The organism is Propionivibrio sp., assembly GCF_049316945.1.
Classification (GTDB): domain Bacteria; phylum Pseudomonadota; class Gammaproteobacteria; order Burkholderiales; family Rhodocyclaceae; genus Propionivibrio.
Window position 1 is genome coordinate 1 of record NZ_JBMOJE010000107.1, and the last position, 16,476, is coordinate 16,476.

16 protein-coding genes are annotated in these 16,476 nt (G+C 58.7%); all 16 read right to left on the reverse strand.

From position 1 onward, the window contains the following. Nucleotides 1-993: 993 nt before the first annotated feature. The gene (csx16, locus tag ACOYNV_RS19750) at nt 994-2,619 is read right to left on the reverse strand and encodes a CRISPR-associated protein Csx16 (RefSeq protein WP_422901526.1); all 1,626 of its coding nucleotides are present in this window, start codon (nt 2,617-2,619) and stop codon (nt 994-996) included. Nucleotides 2,620-2,653: 34 nt separating this feature from the next. Then, nucleotides 2,654-2,839, reverse strand: coding sequence for a hypothetical protein (locus tag ACOYNV_RS19755; RefSeq protein WP_422901527.1), 186 nt, complete (start codon nt 2,837-2,839; stop codon nt 2,654-2,656). Further along, nucleotides 2,836-3,963: a CRISPR-associated ring nuclease Csm6 gene (gene csm6, locus ACOYNV_RS19760; protein ID WP_422901528.1), complete on the reverse strand. Its 1,128-nt coding sequence runs from the start codon at nt 3,961-3,963 to the stop codon at nt 2,836-2,838. Before csm6 ends, ACOYNV_RS19755 begins: the two co-directional genes overlap by 4 nt. A 263-nt stretch (nt 3,964-4,226) precedes the next feature. Next, nucleotides 4,227-5,291, reverse strand: coding sequence for a type III-B CRISPR module RAMP protein Cmr6 (cmr6, locus tag ACOYNV_RS19765; protein WP_422901529.1), 1,065 nt, complete (start codon nt 5,289-5,291; stop codon nt 4,227-4,229). Nucleotides 5,292-5,302: 11 nt separating this feature from the next. Then, nucleotides 5,303-5,740 carry a type III-B CRISPR module-associated protein Cmr5 gene (gene cmr5, locus ACOYNV_RS19770; protein ID WP_422901530.1) on the reverse strand — a complete coding sequence of 146 codons (438 nt, stop codon included), beginning with the start codon at nt 5,738-5,740 and terminating at the stop codon, nt 5,303-5,305. Between the two features lie 12 nt (nt 5,741-5,752). Then, the gene (cmr4, locus tag ACOYNV_RS19775) at nt 5,753-6,604 is read right to left on the reverse strand and encodes a type III-B CRISPR module RAMP protein Cmr4 (protein ID WP_422901531.1); all 852 of its coding nucleotides are present in this window, start codon (nt 6,602-6,604) and stop codon (nt 5,753-5,755) included. Between the two features lie 10 nt (nt 6,605-6,614). Beyond that, on the reverse strand, nt 6,615-7,751 hold the full coding sequence (locus ACOYNV_RS19780) for a type III-B CRISPR module-associated Cmr3 family protein (RefSeq protein WP_422901532.1): 1,137 nt from the start codon (nt 7,749-7,751) through the stop codon (nt 6,615-6,617). Continuing rightward, entirely contained in the window at nt 7,748-9,544 is a 1,797-nt protein-coding gene (gene cas10 / locus ACOYNV_RS19785; protein WP_422901533.1) for a type III-B CRISPR-associated protein Cas10/Cmr2, read from the reverse strand. The genes ACOYNV_RS19780 and cas10 overlap by 4 nt, the downstream gene beginning before the upstream one ends. Then, nucleotides 9,541-10,848: a type III-B CRISPR module RAMP protein Cmr1 gene (gene cmr1 / locus ACOYNV_RS19790; RefSeq protein ID WP_422901534.1), complete on the reverse strand. Its 1,308-nt coding sequence runs from the start codon at nt 10,846-10,848 to the stop codon at nt 9,541-9,543. The genes cas10 and cmr1 overlap by 4 nt, the downstream gene beginning before the upstream one ends. Before the next feature lie 3 nt (nt 10,849-10,851). Further along, nucleotides 10,852-11,760, reverse strand: a complete 909-nt coding sequence (gene cas6, locus ACOYNV_RS19795; protein ID WP_422901535.1) for a CRISPR system precrRNA processing endoribonuclease RAMP protein Cas6 — start codon at nt 11,758-11,760, stop codon at nt 10,852-10,854. Nucleotides 11,761-12,386: 626 nt separating this feature from the next. Continuing rightward, nucleotides 12,387-12,566 (reverse strand): hypothetical protein, encoded by a 180-nt coding sequence (locus ACOYNV_RS19800; RefSeq protein WP_422901536.1) that lies wholly within the window; start codon nt 12,564-12,566, stop codon nt 12,387-12,389. A gap of 191 nt (nt 12,567-12,757) precedes the next feature. Then, on the reverse strand, nt 12,758-13,570 hold the full coding sequence (locus ACOYNV_RS19805) for a radical SAM protein (RefSeq protein ID WP_422901537.1): 813 nt from the start codon (nt 13,568-13,570) through the stop codon (nt 12,758-12,760). Between the two features lie 86 nt (nt 13,571-13,656). Continuing rightward, on the reverse strand, nt 13,657-14,688 hold the full coding sequence (locus ACOYNV_RS19810; RefSeq protein WP_422901538.1) for a radical SAM/SPASM domain-containing protein: 1,032 nt from the start codon (nt 14,686-14,688) through the stop codon (nt 13,657-13,659). Continuing rightward, nucleotides 14,666-15,178 (reverse strand): hypothetical protein, encoded by a 513-nt coding sequence (locus ACOYNV_RS19815; protein WP_422901539.1) that lies wholly within the window; start codon nt 15,176-15,178, stop codon nt 14,666-14,668. Before ACOYNV_RS19815 ends, ACOYNV_RS19810 begins: the two co-directional genes overlap by 23 nt. Nucleotides 15,179-15,251: 73 nt before the next feature. Continuing rightward, nucleotides 15,252-15,458, reverse strand: a complete 207-nt coding sequence (locus ACOYNV_RS19820) for a hypothetical protein (protein WP_422901540.1) — start codon at nt 15,456-15,458, stop codon at nt 15,252-15,254. A gap of 747 nt (nt 15,459-16,205) precedes the next feature. Continuing rightward, nucleotides 16,206-16,476: hypothetical protein (locus tag ACOYNV_RS19825; protein ID WP_422901541.1), on the reverse strand; the 271-nt coding region annotated here is incomplete at its 5' end.

Genomic DNA, 16,476 nt, shown 5'->3' on the forward strand with positions numbered 1-16,476 from the left:
AGTTTTGAGCTCAGATTAAATGAGAATGACCAACGGGTCGTGCTCACATTAACTGTAGCGGCTTGCAATCGTAAACACTTCAGCTCGCAATCAGCGTAGTTTTGAGCTCAGATTAAATGAGAATGACCAACGGGTCGTGCTCACATTAACTGCGAATGTGCTCGCAATCAGCGGCTTCAGCTTGCAATCAGCCGCTGCCAGCTCAGATTAATTGCGACTGACCGAAGGCGTTTGAGATGCCGTCGGAAAGGAGAAATGCACCTCTTTCTTAAAATCAACAGCAGCGCTGGTGATGAGGAAGGGAATATCTTGCATGGACTTCTCGTAAAGAAACTCATGTATCGGCCATGTAGATTAAATTTGTTTTCCACACCGGTTTTCTTTACCAGTTTTGGCCTATTGAGCGGCGATAAACGCCACTGCTGACGCCGGTAAATCAAACCCTCGTTTTCTTGACCGCGGCAACGCGCCTATCTGGCGCTGCCGGCTGGCATCTCGGACGCCTTCGGTCAGTCGCAATTAATCTGAGCTGGCAGCGGCTGATTGCAAGCTGGAGCCGCTGATTGCGAGCACATTCGCACCTAATGTGAGCACGAGCACCGTTTCATTCTCATTTAATCTGAGCTCAAAACTGCGCTGATTGCGAGCTGGACTGTTTACGATTGCAAGCCGCTACACTTATATGCCGCTTCTTATAGCTTCGCTCCATGCGGACTTTCTAACGCCAGCGTATTAGTACCTGCTAATTTTTACCTTTTCGGGGCTTTGGGCAAAAATAGCCAATACGTGAATGAAGCGTTCGGACGCCTTGCCGAGCGCATCCAGAAACTTGCTGGCTGAAGTTGAAATTGGAGTTTGGGGTGACGGAAATTTCGCCGTACTGGGCTTACAACCCCATACTCTCTTGTTCACCCACAGAGCATTTTCTCCGTCCCCGATCGCCCTTGGTGACCTGGGCTTTCTTTGGCTCCAGGCCTCCAACCACTCCCCGAATCAGGGCTTGCTGCCCATCCAGCTTCGAATTTGTTTTTTCAGGCCGGTCAGGCTGGCGGCCTCCAGCACTGTCACGCCATAGGCCCGGGCGCGGCGGCGGGCGTCGTCATCCAGGAGGCGTGCGGACACCAGCAAGGAGCGGCCATAGAGTCCTCGGGCGTGGTTGCCCAGAGCATCAATCTTGTTCAGGATGTCCTGTTTGCCGTTGGCGCCTTGCCAGTTGATAGTCTTGCATTCGGCGATGAGCAGACGGTTCTTGTGCAGGATCACCAGGTCCAACTCATTGTCGTCCTTGTTGCCGGCAGCGCCTTCATCATTGGCCTGGACGAATACGCCGCAGCGACAGTCATCCACACCACAGTCACTGGCCGCCAGCCAGGCCCATTCTTCCAGCCAGCCACCGCCCAGATAGCGTAGCGCATCGAGGCTGGAGAAGAACGCCGGATCGCCCTCCCCATTCCTGACCAGCAGTCCGGCGGCGAAGATACTGTCTAACAGAGGTGTCGCCGCCGCCTTGGGGCAACGCAAGTCCGGTATGGCCGTCGTCGCTACGTGCTTTTCGAGCAGCGTCCTTTTACGTTCCGCACTCGCGGACTTGAGGTTGCCTTGGATATGCGCCTTGTAAATCAGTTCTTCCACCTGTTGCGCCCGGCGGTTCAGTTCGCCGATGAGTGTCCCGACAGGCCCTTGGCCACGACCGCTCAGGGCCTCGACAAGCTTTCCGGACAGAGGTCTGCGCCCACGGACCGTCTGCCGCCAGGCTTCATCGTCCGAGGCGCTGCGGGTGATGCGGTAACCCTGGCAATGCAGATAGTCGTCGATGCTGGTAATCAGGCTGCCGAGGGCTTCCGGCGGTTGGGTGGCACTTTCCATGTGACGGATATAGCCGCCGCCCTGGGTGTCGGTGTACAGGATTTCCAACCCCTGGAATTCCATGAAAAAAGCACTGGAGAGGGCCTTGGTGCCGCCGGTGGCATTCAGTGTCAGTGGCTCCGTGGGATGGGCCAGCAGGAGTTTCTCCCGCAACTGCCGGGCGAACTGACGGGCGGCGTGGAAATCCATGCTGCATTCGGGCGGCGCGCCGTGAGGCGTAATCTGTGCTGCACCGTAGCCGTAGCGTTGCAGGGAACGGGCAAGGCGGTCCAGACCTCTGTCAGGAGCCAGCATTTCGGGCGTGCACACCAGTTCGACCCGGGCCGGCCGACGCTTGAGGATGGGCAGCAGATTGGCCATGTGCTGGTCGGAAACGAGGCACACATGGCTGCCCTGGCCGAGGGCGGGAAGGCTGGCCGGAGTTTGGGCGACCGGCATTACGGGGCTGCTAAAGACGATGAACTCCCGACAGGTGGCGCCGAAGGAGACCATGTCATCAGGCGTCAGTTCGTCGCCGCGCCGGTGTGTCGGAACGGTCATGACAATGTGAAAGTAGCGCCCGCCGCGGGCACAGATTTCGGCCGCCAGATGCACTGGCAGGGTGCCGATCACCGTGTCACCCAAGCCCACGTCGGCAGGGTCAATCGTATCGACAATGCGCTCCGACCCACCTTCTTCTGGAGGTGCGACGACGCCGTGTTGATGCGCCCAAGCAACGGCGCCGGGATGGCGGGTGACAAACCAGGTAATCATGGTGTTTCTCCTGTGCTGCGGTTACGGTTGAGGGCTACCGATCCGCGTCCTCGGCGGACGTTTCGGTGACCAGTTTCTGCCGCTGTTGCCGCCGCAGAGCCTTCCAGGGCTTGGCGTGGGCGCCGGCATGTTTTTGCCAGGCGGCGACCGCCACCGAATTCCTGGGTGGCGAACTGGCGGGAACAACAAATCGATTGGGATAGGCCTGTTGTGGCTTCAAACGATCTTGATCTGGCTTGCATCTAGCGGCAGGGAATACTGCGCAACATCATTTTGCCTGACGCGGGTTATGGCGTAACGTGCGGCGGCGGTCTTACCCAGGGCGTCTTCAAACGTACTGTTGATCCGCGACTTATGAGGTTCGAAGTATTTCGCCGTCTTGATTGCACTCGTCTTGCGCCAGTCGAGGGCACTTTCCAGGCGCACGTATTCGGCGCTTGTGGAATTATTGAACACCCGCATTGCGGCGCCGAGATAATCAGCCATCACTTCGGGCCTGCTCCAGTCCGTTATAGCATCTCCCTGGCGCAGGCGCTCGGCCAGCCAATAAAGCACCACGAATTCGGTGCTGCCCAGATTCATGAGTTCATCGTCAGCCCACGCTTGACGGGTCGCCAACTTCAGAACCAGAAGCGGCGCTTCAAGTCCCCTGTTTGCCGTGCTCACGACCTGGGAAAAAGAGGACTGGCCCTTGCGCAGACGTTCCGGCAGTCCTGTGCGCAGGTGCACAAAGGGTATATTCGCCAGTTCCACCCGTGCGTTTCGGGCATCCACGGTGACTTCCTTGTCGCCGCGCCTGCTATGAATGGGATGGTCGTATGGGGTGGGGTAATAAAACTCCCGATTGGTTTCATAGGGGTCGGATACCAGCACGTGGGAGAGCCGATCCTGCGGGCGGCCATACAGGGAAAGAGCGTAGCCGAGGTAGTAGCCCATGGTCTTCCGGCCACCGGCGATGGAGACGTGCAATTCAGTTCCCTCGTCTTCGGTCAGGGCGCGCAGTGTCTCGATGATGAAATCCGCCGCCAAGGTGTTTTGTTCCGGGGTGCGAATATCGTCCATAACCTTGCCATGCGCATCCTGCAATATGTGGATATTGGAAACCGGAAAATTGATGGTCGGTAGCCGGTAGTCGGCGCACAGGCGATGAAACCAGCCCTCTGGGAGCAGCAGGTTGAGGCGGGCGTTCTCCGCTCCGGTGGCGGTGGTAATCAGATGGATTTCGTCAGGAATCCAGGGCGATTCCTCGCGGCAGGCGAGGGCATAGAGGGTTTCAGTGACGACCTGCGGGGTAAGTCCGGTAACAGCCAGCAGGATGCGGCGGTTGGATTCGGTCGGTTTCATATCGGCAGCTCCGGAGAGGGAATGGCGCGATTGTCCCCGCCATTGCATCCATGTCGGCCCATGACAAGCTTGCGTCCTGCACAGGGCCACGCCTTCAACGCCCACCCACCGTCCGGAGAAAAATCCCGGGATAGTCTTAATCCCGTTCGTTTATCCGGGCGTGCGAACCGCGCTACGCTTATGGCATGCTGATTCATATCCACCCCTGAAACCATTGTTTTCCTTTGGTAATCAATCACCGGCACGCTTTGTCTTTTATGCACTCAATCCTCTACCTTCAAGCCCATGAAAAACTTGTAGGCTCTAGCCTTGGCCTTATTTGTTTTCCTGGTTTCACTGGCCCATGATCGGATCCATGTCCCATGCAGTTCAAGGCCAATCGCAGGCACCCGCGCCCACTCTTCGCCGCTGTAGTCAGCTTTAGTGCCGTTGACGCCAGTTCCGAATTTTTCGGCAAGCTGCTTTTCATCCATGCCCTCCAGTCGGAAGCGAACCTTCTCTTCCGGCCCTTGGGTCTTCTCCATGGACTTTCGACGCTCTGCTTCGGCCTTGCTCATGGCCTGCCGATCGATCGTCATGAAACCGTAGCCGGCCGCCCGTTTGGCGCCGATGCCGGTTTCCGCCAAGGCATTCTGCAGTAGATCGAGGGCGAGTTGCGCCCAGGCGGGATCGCCCTCCACGACAAAATAAAAACTCCCCTGCACGGCAATCTGGGCATTCGGCACCGGGCTGTCGAAGTCGGTGGCTTCGCCCGTGCCGGCGTAATACTGTTGATGATGGACCGTCACCACCTCACGAACAAAAGGGAGGACACCCATCTCCGGAATCCACCAGGCGTCGTGCCACACCAAGGCGCCGGCGCTCGCCGTGCGTTTGCCTGCTTTTGCACTGTCCTCATCCTCTCCGAAGAGGGTGGCAAGGTAGTCTGGCGGTACACCAATGGCCCCGGCGTAGGCCCGCGCAGCCCCCTTCGCCGACGATCCGGGAATCATGGGCATGCCATAACTGTGACTGGTGCAAACGCCGGTCTCAATGGCTGAGGCGGCGGTCAGGCCGATGAACAGGCGGTGGTCCAGGCGGGCATATAGGAGGCGGAAATGGGCGGGGTCTGCCGTCGCCTCTTGCCAGCGCTGGTAGGCCTGAGCATAGAGCCTGGAGGGTTTCTGGTTGCAGGCGACATCGAGATGGCCTGCCTTGCCGTTCTGTTGTTCGTCCCCTTCGCCCTTAATAAAGCTTTTCCAGCCTCGGGCCAGCCAGAGGCCAACATGGGGAGATGAGGTCCGGCCCAGAGAAAGCATGAGACGCTGCCGCATGAGAGGCATGGACATGTCAGGGGGACTCATGAGGGTTCCCCGTCGGTGGTCTTGGCGCCAAGTATCCCTTGAGCATAGCGCTTGAACCAGCCAGCCGCATCCAGGGTGCGACGCGTCAGGTGCTGGTAATCGGTCAGGTTGCTGTCGATGATCTTGCCGTGGAAAGCCTTGCAGCGCAACTTGAGCGCCTCCAACTGCTCGGCTGGGTTGCTGTCGATGATCTTGCCCTGGAAAGCCGTGCCATGGCCTTCGCCGAGCACGGCGGCCAGATCATCCAGATATTTCAGGTGTTCGTACTTGCCCTTTGCGAGCACAAAACCCGTGGCCTGAGCCAGGCCGGATTGGAGCACCATGACCGGGAAGTTGAGCGCCAGGGCGCCGTACTTCTTTTCTTCGGGCTTGTTCTTGATTGCGTCCACCCGGGGGTAGGCCGCCTTGGCGTATTGCTGGGATCGTGTTTGCATGGCGGATGCTCCTCAGGCCAGCAGAAAACGGCACAGGCCACGGCCGACGGTATGTTTGCCGCCGATCTGCAAGGCCACTTCCTTCGTCGGCAAGAGGGTCGCCAGATCCTCTGCCGAGGATTTGTCACCCTTGATGCGCGACCGGGAAACACCGATCACGCCCCACAACACGGCTTCTGCCGGCAGGTTCTCTTCGTACCAGAGGGCACCCGTTGCCACCGTGCGAGTCTCCTTGTCAATCCTGATGCGGGCGCGAATTTCCGTGGCGGTGTCGGCCAGGAAGGAAAACACCGGGTCGGGCAAAATGGCGAAGTGCTTCGTGAATTCATCCTGCCATTCGGCTTGTTCCGGATAGAGGGATTGGGCTATGCGCTCCGCCCAGGCGGTCGTGGCCGTCTCGCCGAGCAGGGCATCGAGGTCAAGATCTTCCAGCAGCACCTTGTTGCCGCTGGTCAGGACGCTCGCTTTGGCTACGGCGGCTTGTTCATTTTTGAGCAGGGGCAGCGCTGGCTTGACGCCCAGGTCGCGGGCGTAGCGGTTGAGGATGAAGGGACAGGTGGCAAACGCCACCACGCCGTTGAAGGAGCGGATGGGCAGGATCAGCAGATTGGCATCTCCCACGGCCAGCGCCCCCGCATGGGTTTCGCCATCGGCCATGGATTCGGGACCAAACAAGGTCTTGCGGTCGCTTTCGTTAGCCAGGGGTAGATCGTCCCGCAGGACACCCTTGACGGCGGAACCTGGAACCAGGGGCAAATTGGTGGCACGGGCGCGGGCAATCGGCAGATCCACGACGCCGACGCTTTGGCCGGTCCCTACATGCAGGGCAGAGAGGGCGTGCAGGTGAAAAATTTTCTGTTGCATGACGAGTCCTTTATTGGTGTGCAATCGGGTTCCAGGCGCCGGGCAGTGCGAGGCCGAAGCCGTCCAAGCGGTCCTGCGCGTGATCGGAAACGGGCTTTAGCCAAAGTGTGTCGAGAAATCCCGGGGCTGGAACATTCAGCAGTTCGAACCAGTACACGGCGCCGGCGGCAACCGCCTTGCGCATGGCCCGGGGCTGGTGTTTCGCCAGATCCCAGCCGGATACCGGCAGCCAGCGCTCGACGGCGACGGCCCTGAGCTTGAGCGACAGAGCAGGGCAAGCCGGCGGGCTGCCGACCAACGTTTTCTGATCCAGCCAGCCAGGGAGATGCCCTTCTGCAAAAATCGCCGGGGTGGCCAAACTCAGGCGCAGGCCTTTTGCAGCCAATATCTTCGCTTCCAGATCGCCGGGGTGACCGGGCCAGCCGCCAGTGGCTCTGCCGTGCAGGCGTGACAGGCGACGTTCACCGCCGAAGGTAGCTAGCGTGCTGTTGAGTTTGATCTCCGTCCGCGCCAGGAAGACCAAGTCGTGTTGTTGCCATGTGCCCGCTTCCTGGCACGGCGCCAGATCGATACCGCCAGTCTGGAACAGGCGGCCATCGTCGGACGCCAAGGTGGTGTCGTCCAGTGCAACGTGGGTGCGCTCTTCCGCAGCCAGTGCGCCGAGGCCTTCGGTTTCCAGTGTGCGGAATTCAACGGTGACGCCCGCGCCCCATTCCATGAGTCGATCCAGAGGCCAGAACTGGGGGCCAGGCACGGGCTTGCCGTCCAGTCGCTCGGTCATCCGCAGTGGCAGAAGGTCTTCGCGCAAATCACACCCGGTATCCTGCGGCAAGGGACCGGGCGACAAACGCACGACCCGGGTCAGGCCCCCGTCCTTCAGATACAAGGCATCTGCGGGTCTGGGCGCGAGGGGCCTAGTCTTGCCATCCGCGTCCCGCCGGGCCAGCAACGGTCCGGCCACGGGAATCTTGCGCAGGTCTTCGGAAAACTCGGCCTTCTGCTGGTCCGCATAGAGCGTCCGGAGCAGGCCAGCGAGACTGGAGGGTAGCGGAAACGCAGCCCCGTCCACGCCCGCCTGAGCACCGAAAGGCTTGCCGGAGCGGAAGACAAGCGGGGCGAGGGCTTCGATCAGGTAGTCTTGATTCATCGGTCATCTCCCAGGTCGCGAGCCGAGCGGGCGGCCAGCCAGCGAGCGACGATCAGTTCATCTGCCAGGGTGGCAAGGCCAGTCTGCACGCTTCGCACCGTTAGGCGCGCCTTCAATTTCTCGGTCAGTTTCTCGCCACTTTCGGTCCGTGCTCGATCCAGCAGTCGCACAAATTCGGCGTCCTGTATGCCGCGTTCCTTATTCTCGCCTTCGAGGGCGAAGGCTGTGCGCTGGTGCACCTGCCTGGCATCATAGGCAAGGCGGCTAGGCAGTTGGCGGTTTTCTGGCAGATAGCATGCCTGCCAATGGGCGAAGTCGGCGAGGCCCGAGTGGTCGTCCCAACGCAGGCGCAAGGTGGTAAGGCCGCCGGAACGGACACGCAGGGCGATGCCCAAGGCGTTGCGTTTCAAAGCATCCGGGCGGTCGTCGCCCTTGGCTTTTTTCTCCGCCAGACTGGCCAGGGTGCGCAGGTTTCCCAAGGGTTCCATGATGTGGCCAATGGCCAGGCCGACGCTCAGGGTGGGCAAGTTCGTCGCGTTCAGCTCATGCGCCAGGGGCTGCAGGCAGTCTGCGAAGTCCTGCTGGAGAACCTTGGCGCACTCAAAGGCCCGATCCAGCGGCAGGAAAGCCAATACGTCATCGCCCCCGGCATAAATGGCGTGGCCGGAGAATTCGCGCACGCGAAGACGGACGCTGCCGGCGAATGCGGATAGCGCTCCGGTGATTCGGATGTGATGGTTCTGCTCCTTGACCTCGCTAAGCAGTGCCCCCATCCGGTCGCCATCGGCCAGCAGGATGACGCCATAGGTGCAAGGCTCACTATAGCGACGCCACAGGGGCTTGAGTAGCTCCCGCAAATCCTGCAAGGCTTGCGTGGCAGCACTGTCGGTTTCCTTGACAGCATCTCGCAGTGCCGCCTCCAGGCGGGAGCGATAGAGCAACTGGGCATCGTAGGGGAAGTTCTGGTAGCAGGCGCCATTGCCGGCAACCCTGGTGGCCAGAGTAAGGTCGGGCTTGACCAGTGGCTCATAGGCCAAGGCAAGCGCTTGCCGATCCCCTTGCGGCAAGGCGTTTATCCAGGCGTGCGCGGTGATCCGGGTGTAGGGCGTGAATTGATCAATGTCGCCGCCGAGCCGCTTGGCGATTCCGGCGCAGTCCAACTGCTCGCTCTCGCTCAGGCCAAGCCTGCGTCTGAGCTTGAGGCCGTATCGCCCCTCCCGGAGTACGGTTTCCCGCGCACCGTCGAGGGAAGACTTGGGTAGCCCAAAGTACGGCGCCTCTTCGGCGCTTCTGGCCGACGGGTGGAAATTTCGCGTGGCCTTGCGTGCCGCGAGGGCACCCGCCGCCGCATCGGCAGCGGCGCCATAGCCGGCGTCACCAATACGAGCCCAAGCGGCATAGGCTTCGACGTAATCGTCCACCTGTGCCTGCCAGATATCGCCCCGCAAGGCGCTATCGTCCTTGATGTCTTGCCGGGCACCTTCCGCGATTTGCCGAAAACGTTGTCGGGCCGATCGTTTGGCGGCGTCCGCCAGTTCCCGGACAGGCTGGTCATCGGTGGCGGAAAAGACGGCCTGGACCTTGTTGCCGACGGAAAGCTCGCTATCGGGCCGAAGATCGCTATCGGGGGCCGGGAAAATCAGTTCAGCACCGCCGTCCTGCAAGGCTTTGGCGGCCGCTTTCGAAATCTCGGAGAGCAGCCACGAGCCGCTCCACAGATCACGGCTACGTCGCGCCGCAGCGATGAATCCCTGGACCGGGCCAAGAGAAAGAATTAGCACATACGTTGTCATTTTTCGCCTCCACGAATCGGGGCACTTCCCTCAAAAAAGTGCAGGAACGCGTTCAAGGCTCCTTCGCCACGTCCTTTCATTGGACTATTGGCCGGCATGAAAAGCTGTTCTGTAGCATCCTTGGGCATAAGGTGGCCGCTGGCCAGCAAGCTAACGCCGCGTCGTAATGCAAGAGGTTGATGCTCGGTCAGGCAAGATGGCAACAGCAGCGCAGCGGCTTGCCATTTCCCATTTTCAAGCAGATAGGGATGAAGAATCAGCGGACTGGCCATACGTTCGCTTCGTTTTCCGTTACATTCTCCGGGTTCCAGGATCACATCGACCGGGTCGCCTCTCTGGTCGCCCCGTTCGCCCTGAAAATGGAAGACGATCGGAAGACCAAATGCGGCCCTGGGGTACAGCGCAGGGGTGCCCGCAGGTGGGGCAAAGGATGTTCCGTCCTGTTTTACCCGATGCTGTCCTGCAGCTACCCGAATCGAAGCAGCTTCCGGCCAACGGCTTCGACCAGGTCGAGAACTGCCCGCGCCTTGCGGGTTCCTTCCAATATTCTCATCCTGGCGGAACGCCTTGAGCTTGGCGACTGCATCTTGCCAGGCCTTGAGCGGATTGGCTGAGGCCGAACCACTGAATACCAATCGACAAGCAGCCAAGGTCACCTCCGGGGCGGAAACGGGGGCGAGGTTTGTAACGAAGACAGCGCCCAGCCCCCGGCGATTACGAGCACCAAGGCCACCGAAGCTTGCCCACCAGCGCAGTGTTTCCAGAACCATCATCTGTTCGCTCTGGGCCAAATCGCTATTCCAGCCAAGACAGAGCGTCCACTTAAGCCCCGGCTTTACCAGGCTCGCTGGATCTGAAGAATCCGGAAGGCCCGGCTTTTTGCCCTGGCCAGGAAACAGTGCATAAGCGGCATTTGCCCAGTCTTTTGGGTCAGGAATTCTTTTGCCGGTATATTCGGCCCATGCCTCGATGGAGGGCTTGCTAACCGCTGTAACTTTAAGCCACACCTTACTGGCATGTACTTCATCGCCCAAGCCACCCCATAATTCAAACTCCCTGTTGCGCAGGTCGTCACCCTTGAAGCCGTACTTGTGTTTCGCTAGCAGCCGCCACCAGAAGCGCAACTGGCCACGGATGCTGCTGGCGCGAATGGGCATGGCTTCGTCCACCACCCCGGCCGTTACGCCGCCGCCATAGAGCGGCGTCACCAGTTCGCATGAATAGGATTGCCAACGGATACCGGGATCCCCTGCCGGGTGTATGGAGGCGGGCTCCAGTCCGACAGGTGGTTTTCTGAGTGCCATTTCTTAATCCTCAAAGGAAAAGCGGGTGTGTATGCGGCCGAATCCGAACGCTGTTTTGCCGCCAAGCTGGGTGATTTCGCCCAAGGCCAGCAGGCCGGCGAAGGGGGCCAGATCACCACGGAAAAACAGGCTTCCGGTGATGCCCGCAAAATCCATGGTCTGCTGGCTGCGGGATGAGCGGCGCGTCACCTGCTCCCGGCGGAACTCGCTGCAATGCTGCAGGCTGACGTTGTCGGCCAGCCGGATCTGGCTCTTGGCAAGTTCCTGCGACAAAGGCGAGGCCTCGTCGGCGGCTTCGCAGAGTTGCGCGAGACGGCCCAGTATGCGGCGTACGATCTGGCTGAATTCTGGAGGGCCGAAACAGGTGGCATTGTTGTCCTTGATGCGTAACGGGGTCAGCAAGTCCACCCGCGCCACATTGACGTCTTTCGTGGATTTCTCAAGCCAACGGGCCGATGACAACGCACCTGGCCAGGCCACCAGGCCGGAACTGGCGTCGAAAAAGGGAACATCGGCGCCTTCCACGTAGGCATTGATTAGTTTGTAAGTCCCTCTGCGCTCGCCCAGTCCCATTTCACCGAGTCGGGCCAAAGCCTGAGCGCAGGCGATGGCGTGGTCCGTGGCGGCGCCGAACAGGTTCAGGCCGAGTTCAAAACACTCGCCGGTGCGTACCGAACGGGTCGGCGGCCGCAGGGAGTAGAGCCGGCCAAGGCTCGCCTGATCGGCAAAAAGCAGGTCAAAAACAACGGGGAAATGTTTCTTCAGTGCGAGGCCGAAACCGCTGCGCCAGAGTGGCCCGGAAAAGAAATCCAGGGTCAGGGTTTCCGATTTCAGCACAAGGCGCAAGGGCAGCAGGCGCAGTTCGGTACGGGGTGCTTCCCGGAGAGGGGCATCTTTGGTGAATGATTTCATAAAATGAAATAGAGAATCTACGCCCCTGCGAACCTTATATTACGGATGAATGTGAAATTTATTTCACAGCTTTTTTTGGTCTTATTCGGTCACGCGCATCACCGGAAGCTGGCCTTATCCTGATAACCGGTCTTTAACACGCCATTGTCATTTTAGGCGTTTTTACCCTGTCGTTACATCTGCAAGCCATTGTTTATTTTCGACTTCCCGTATGGCATACCCCAAAAGTCGATTTGTAATGCCATAATTATACGTAGTGCCATAATGTTTTCTGTATTTCTCTGGTAAATTCTGTTTGGGGGAACACCACGTTAAAAAAATCGGCAAACCACATAATTTGATGTTCTATTGAGTAAAAATCGATTCACCGGGGGTTCAAAGTGCACTAGCTGGCGTCATATTTACGAGCAAAATGAACAAAAAAAACACCAGTACGCTGTAACTGGTTGATTAAGAAAGATGTTTTTCGTCGCTTGTTAAACCCCGGATAAGTCATTCCAGCGATCCGAGGGGATATGGACAGCATAGTTTGACATAAGCATCGAACCGAAAGGGTCTAAGCCACTTAAATAAGATGGTTTTATTTCAACCACGGTCTCAAAGTCGATGGATAGGCGTCCTCCGGCTCAGTCTCTACCCCGAAAAATGGAATCGGGGAAACTCTCACGTCGTATATCGGACAAGCTCTGGTTTCCCGGATCGACAACCTTGACCACCACATCCAGCACGGACTCGATTGGCTTGAACGGCAGGGTGACCACCTCGGCCAGGGTGTCGATAAGAACACGTTCAAGAAAGTCAAACATGGCAGTTCCTCTGGGTTGGTATGGGCAAGAATATACAGGTGACACTTGTTGAAGCGTTCATTTGCAAGCTTGCCGCAGGTAACACCTTCGGCGTGAACCGCGTGTCAGCCGATGGCACGGGCAAGAAAAGCATCGAAAATCGAATCGCCGCCATTTGCACCACGGTGAATGCGTGTGGGGGCTGCGGCGATTCAGGCAGCACGGGCGATCTCTGCTGTACGGCGTGAGAGCGCATGGCAGTGCAGCATCCGGGCTGAAAAGTCTTCTGCTTGACCAATGATCACGCCGTCCACCGCGCGCCGAATCCCATCCGCTCCGATGAACAGACTATTGTCCAGGTTGTGTTCTGCGTCGCAGCGTTTGGTAAAGATGCGGTGTTGGCCGTCTTCATGCAACCAGTGGCCCTTGATTTGCTGCGTGTAGCCGAAGTTTTTCCAGTCGGGCGTGATGTGCGATGTGCCGAACCTGAACATCTCGATCACCTTGCAATCCACGCCCAGGATTCTGGCCTGTTCGACGAAATCTCGCGTGTCGTCGATGCGCTGTAGCGGATGATTGGCCACGATCTGCAGCGCCGGGAACTGCTTGGCGAGGCGGATACTGGTCAGTACATTGCAAATCTCGATGCCCATGCTTTGCCGTTGCGTTATCGGGTCGAAGGAATCGATATGCACCTTCATCTCATCCAGGTAAGGCAGCGCTGGTTCGAGCAGCCGGGGGTGGCCTGCGTGGGTATCCAGGGACACCACGGTGCCAGTGGATTTGCACAGGCGTGCAATGGAACCCAGTTCGCGGTTCAGGGTCGGCTCACCACCACTCAGGATGATCTCATCGGGCAGGTGACCGGCCGTTTCCAGCGTCTCCAGAATCATGGCTATCACCGGCAGTCGCAACTGAGCCGCTTCCTTGGTCTGGCCTTCGTTGTGACAATAGGCACAGCGAGCCGTACATTTTCCGGTAAGGAGAAAGCGGAGCTTCAGCGGCTGGTGGAGTTCGTTTGTCATGAGGCCATTTTGCCGAATACGCGAGCAACAGTGCGTTATGGCAAGCTTGTATACGATGCGCTCCTTAAATGGCCCAATGTGCCTATCTAAGTGGCCTCCGCCAGCGAAGCCAGAGCGCCCTCTGGCAGGCCGGCGCGATTGCCCAACTGGCGCAGGTAATCCGGCTGCTCAAGGCTGAGTGCATGAAGGATGGCGGCGCTGCGCCGGGGATCGGAGAAAACGTCGGCGCAATAGCCGCAGGGGCCGGACGCCTGGGCCACCTGGGGCCATGCCAGTTCGGGTGCGTGGCGGGCCACCATTTCCTGCAACGCGGCGAAACTTTCGAACTTGAGCACCCGCAGGAGGAAGGAGCGACTAATGGCATCGACAATAACTCCAATGTCGTCCCCTTGCCGCACATTGCCGAAAACCAGCGGATTAACGGTGTTATTGGTGGCGCAACAGGGCAGCACATCGCCATTGGGTTGCACCAGGATATCGTGCCCCAAACGGCGATAGCATCCCCATTGGGTGGTATCCTGCTTGAGACCGTAGTGTAGCATCGTGGCCGTTTGCCCGGTGGCCCGGCCAAACGGCGCGACGAGCTTTTCCTCGCACACCACGCGTGCGGCCAGGTCATCACCGAGCAGCGGGGCCACCCGTTCCCCCCGTCGCGGGAAGGTTCCTGTGACGGTAACCTCCAGGCCGATCTCCAGAGCCGCCGTCACCGCGTAACGGATACGTTCCACGGGCACGAAGCGCAGATGCTCATGGTCGCAGGACGTCGAATAGCGGCGCAGTCCGGCTTGGGACAGAGTTTCAAGTTTCGCGCGAGCGTCTTCGGCACTGTTCGCCCAGTAGGAAGAAGACACTACCGCGCCCGCCATGCCACGGGAGCGGGCCTGCGCCAGCACTGCAACCATGTCGTCGAAGAGCAGGAAGGGCTCGCCGCCGGTGAAGCCCACGTTGCTGACAAGACCCGGCAAGGCATCCGCCACCCGGTTCATCAGGGCGAGCATTTCCTCTCGGCGCAGACGCTCGCGGGACGCTTCCAGCGGGTCGCAACAGAAATCGCAGCGGGCCGGGCAGGCCCGGGTCGGCTTGAAAACCAGGGCATTACCGGATTCGGCGGGCGCCATGACGGATCTCCAGAGAATTGTTGAGACCGTTCAACTGGTAACGCAGCCGGTGTCCGGCAGAGGGACTGGCCTCCGGCGCCTCAATACGGCAACCCGCTCCGCCCGCTTGACCCTCCAGTGCATAATCGTCGCCGTGGGTGATGACGGCCTTTTGGTATACCCCGTCGAGCAGAACACTCTCCAGACATTGCACCCGCAATTGCGCACGCTGGCCCGCACCCACCAGTTCAAGACGGCCCATGCGGGTGGCGCAGCAGTCGAGACGGGAATCGGCCCCTTCCAGGCGAAAACCGACCCAGTCCAGATCCTCGGACACCACCTGCGCCCCGCCGGACTGGATGAGGATGTCCTGGAAACACGCGGGCACCCGCAAATCCCAGTCAATCCGGTGCGGCAGGGACAACCCCAGGAAGGTACGGGGAGCGGCGGAGAGGGTGACACGGGTTCCGTCATCGCTACGCCGTGGACGCTCGGCATCGATGCAATCCACCCCCAGCTCTCCCCCCGCTGCAGGACGTAGACAGACCCGGCCCAGACCAAAACACAGCACGAGGGTGGCCATGTCAGTACACGCACGTAACGACATAGGTGGAACAGGCCAGTTCCGGCTGGATGGCGCCCCCCGACCGGGTCAATGCCGTGCGCAGCGCCTGTTCGGTCGTCGCTGCCGCCGACGGGATGGTTCTCGCCCCCACGCGGGCCCACAGGGGAGAACCACTGGCGGCATTACAGAGCAGTTCGCGGATCAGCGGTTGGGACTGGAAAGCCATGGTATTTCTCCTCGGTTGGTATGAGAAGAAATATACAGGGGGCGATCAATCGAGCACCTTTGTGCAAGCTTGCAAGGCCTGTTTGTATACATGCGAGCTGAGGTGCAGTGGAACGGAGAAAACGGCCAGAGTTCCTAGCCTAAGGGGTCTTAACCGGTCTTTAACACGCCATTGTCATTTTAGGCGTTTTTACCCTGTCGTTACATCTGCAAGCCATTGTTTATTTTCGACTTCCCGTATGGCATACCCCAAAAGTCGATTTGTAATGCCATAATTATACGTAGTGCCATAATGTTTTCTGTATTTCTCTGGTAAATTCTGTTTGGGGGAACACCACGTTAAAAAAATCGGCAAACCACATAATTTGATGTTCTATTGAGTAAAAATCGATTCACCGGGGGTTCAAAGTGCACTAGCTGGCGTCATATTTACGAGCAAAATGAACAAAAAAAACACCAGTACGCTGTAACTGGTTGATTAAGAAAGATGTTTTTCGTCGCTTGTTAAACCCCGGTTAATTCCGTTCAAAAATTCGGGAGTACAAAGTCTATAGGGCTGTAACCTGTCCTATAGGCAGCGTCTTAATCCCGTTCAATAATCCGGGAGTACAAAGTTTGCGTGGAGAAAACGGCGCACTCCCCGAGTTGTCTTAACCGAAGTTTAACAACCGCCAAAAAACTTCTATACAAATCATACAATTAGCGCGGACTAGTGTTTTTACCCACACTTTTACTCGTAATTTCATGATCAGCAGATCAGTTTTTTGGTTCCTCCCGGCGCCGGGTTGATGGTCAACGCTTGATAAATGGCCATCAACGCGGGTTCGGCCACCGTACTCTTTCGCACATGTATTGTGCGTCCGTCCTTGCGTCGCAGACTGCTAGTCACCCGACGCTGAACCGACAAGGTCTTTCTCAGCGTCGCCCAGGAATCATTGATTCCGGCCTTCTTCAATTGGGTGCGTAAGTAATAGCGCATAACCGAAGTGGAACGAATCTTGCTGAACTGGGTGAAATCC

Excerpts from the sequence above, each read along its gene's own strand:
- csx16 (WP_422901526.1), bottom strand. The coding sequence starts at position 2,619 with ATGATTACCTGGTTTGTCACCCGCCATCCCGGCGCCGTTGCTTGGGCG.
- csm6 (WP_422901528.1), bottom strand. The coding sequence starts at position 3,963 with ATGAAACCGACCGAATCCAACCGCCGCATCCTGCTGGCTGTTACCGGA.
- cmr6 (WP_422901529.1), bottom strand. The coding sequence starts at position 5,291 with ATGTCCATGCCTCTCATGCGGCAGCGTCTCATGCTTTCTCTGGGCCGG.
- cmr5 (WP_422901530.1), bottom strand. The coding sequence starts at position 5,740 with ATGCAAACACGATCCCAGCAATACGCCAAGGCGGCCTACCCCCGGGTG.
- cmr4 (WP_422901531.1), bottom strand. The coding sequence starts at position 6,604 with ATGCAACAGAAAATTTTTCACCTGCACGCCCTCTCTGCCCTGCATGTA.
- ACOYNV_RS19780 (WP_422901532.1), bottom strand. The coding sequence starts at position 7,751 with ATGAATCAAGACTACCTGATCGAAGCCCTCGCCCCGCTTGTCTTCCGC.
- cas10 (WP_422901533.1), bottom strand. The coding sequence starts at position 9,544 with ATGACAACGTATGTGCTAATTCTTTCTCTTGGCCCGGTCCAGGGATTC.
- cmr1 (WP_422901534.1), bottom strand. The coding sequence starts at position 10,848 with ATGGCACTCAGAAAACCACCTGTCGGACTGGAGCCCGCCTCCATACAC.
- cas6 (WP_422901535.1), bottom strand. The coding sequence starts at position 11,760 with ATGAAATCATTCACCAAAGATGCCCCTCTCCGGGAAGCACCCCGTACC.
- ACOYNV_RS19800 (WP_422901536.1), bottom strand. The coding sequence starts at position 12,566 with ATGTTTGACTTTCTTGAACGTGTTCTTATCGACACCCTGGCCGAGGTG.
- ACOYNV_RS19805 (WP_422901537.1), bottom strand. The coding sequence starts at position 13,570 with ATGACAAACGAACTCCACCAGCCGCTGAAGCTCCGCTTTCTCCTTACC.
- ACOYNV_RS19810 (WP_422901538.1), bottom strand. The coding sequence starts at position 14,688 with ATGGCGCCCGCCGAATCCGGTAATGCCCTGGTTTTCAAGCCGACCCGG.
- ACOYNV_RS19820 (WP_422901540.1), bottom strand. The coding sequence starts at position 15,458 with ATGGCTTTCCAGTCCCAACCGCTGATCCGCGAACTGCTCTGTAATGCC.